This is a genomic window from Janthinobacterium sp. JF4 (genome assembly GCF_059617925.1).
The window spans coordinates 1-1,747 of record NZ_JCAQAV010000097.1 but is presented as its reverse complement, the minus strand read 5'-3'; the positions used below and the strand labels follow the sequence as shown (position 1 = coordinate 1,747).

The 1,747-nt window shown below is 51.6% G+C and carries 1 rRNA gene; it reads right to left on the bottom strand.

What is annotated here, in order from left to right:
- Positions 1-41: 41 nt before the first annotated feature.
- Positions 42-1,747: ribosomal RNA gene (locus AC54AF_RS27000) — 23S ribosomal RNA — on the bottom strand; the annotation flags it as partial.

The window sequence follows — 1,747 nt, the reverse complement described above, 5'->3', positions numbered from 1 at the left end:
CAACGTTGTACCGTCTCATCCTCTGTACCTGCTAAGGTTATAGGGACAAGCCGTACGGGCAATTAGTACTGGTTAGCTTAATGCATTACTGCACTTCCACACCCAGCCTATCAACGTCCTGGTCTCGAACGACCCTTCAAAGAGCTCAAGGCTCTGGGAAATCTCATCTCAAGGCAAGTTTCCCGCTTAGATGCTTTCAGCGGTTATCTCTTCCGAACTTAGCTACCCGGCAATGCCACTGGCGTGACAACCGGTACACCAGAGGTTCGTCCACTCCGGTCCTCTCGTACTAGGAGCAGCCCCCTTCAAATTTCCAACGCCCACGGCAGATAGGGACCAAACTGTCTCACGACGTTTTAAACCCAGCTCACGTACCACTTTAAATGGCGAACAGCCATACCCTTGGGACCGGCTACAGCCCCAGGATGTGATGAGCCGACATCGAGGTGCCAAACTCCCCCGTCGATATGAACTCTTGGGAGGAATCAGCCTGTTATCCCCAGAGTACCTTTTATCCGTTGAGCGATGGCCCTTCCATACAGAACCACCGGATCACTATGTCCTACTTTCGTACCTGCTCGACTTGTCAGTCTCGCAGTTAAGCACGCTTATGCCATTGCACTATCAACACGATGTCCGACCGTATCTAGCGTACCTTCGAACTCCTCCGTTACACTTTAGGAGGAGACCGCCCCAGTCAAACTGCCTACCATGCACTGTCCCCGATCCGGATAACGGACCAAGGTTAGAACCTCAAACAAACCAGGGTGGTATTTCAAGGTTGGCTCCACGAGAACTAGCGTCCCCGCTTCAAAGCCTCCCACCTATCCTACACAGATTGGTTCAAAGTCCAATGCAAAGCTACAGTAAAGGTTCATGGGGTCTTTCCGTCTAGCCGCGGGTAGATTGCATCATCACAAACATTTCAACTTCGCTGAGTCTCGGGAGGAGACAGTGTGGCCATCGTTACGCCATTCGTGCAGGTCGGAACTTACCCGACAAGGAATTTCGCTACCTTAGGACCGTTATAGTTACGGCCGCCGTTTACTGGGACTTCAATCAAGAGCTTGCACCCCATCATTTAATCTTCCAGCACCGGGCAGGCGTCACACCCTATACGTCCACTTTCGTGTTTGCAGAGTGCTGTGTTTTTATTAAACAGTCGCAGCCACCAGTTTATTGCAACCCTTTCACCCTCATGGAGTAAACCAATCAAGCTACCGGGGCGTACCTTTTCCCGAAGTTACGGTACCAATTTGCCGAGTTCCTTCTCCCGAGTTCTCTCAAGCGCCTTAGAATACTCATCTCGCCCACCTGTGTCGGTTTGCGGTACGGTCTCGTATGACTGAAGCTTAGAGGCTTTTCTTGGAACCACTTCCGATTGCTTCGTGAACAAGTTCACTCGTCTCAACCCCTTGAATCCTGCGCCCGGATTTGCCTAAGCGCCTTCTATGAGCCAAAAACCAACTATTCCAACAGTTGGACAACCTTCCGCGATCCGTCCCCCCATCGCATCATACGACGGTGCAGGAATATTAACCTGCTTCCCATCAGCTACGCATCTCTGCCTCGCCTTAGGGGCCGACTCACCCTGCTCCGATGAACGTTGAACAGGAAACCTTGGGCTTACGGCGTGGAGGCTTTTCACCCCCATTATCGCTACTCATGTCAGCATTCGCACTTCTGATACCTCCAGCATCCTTTACAAGACACCTTCGCAGGCTTACAGAACGCTCTCCTACCATAT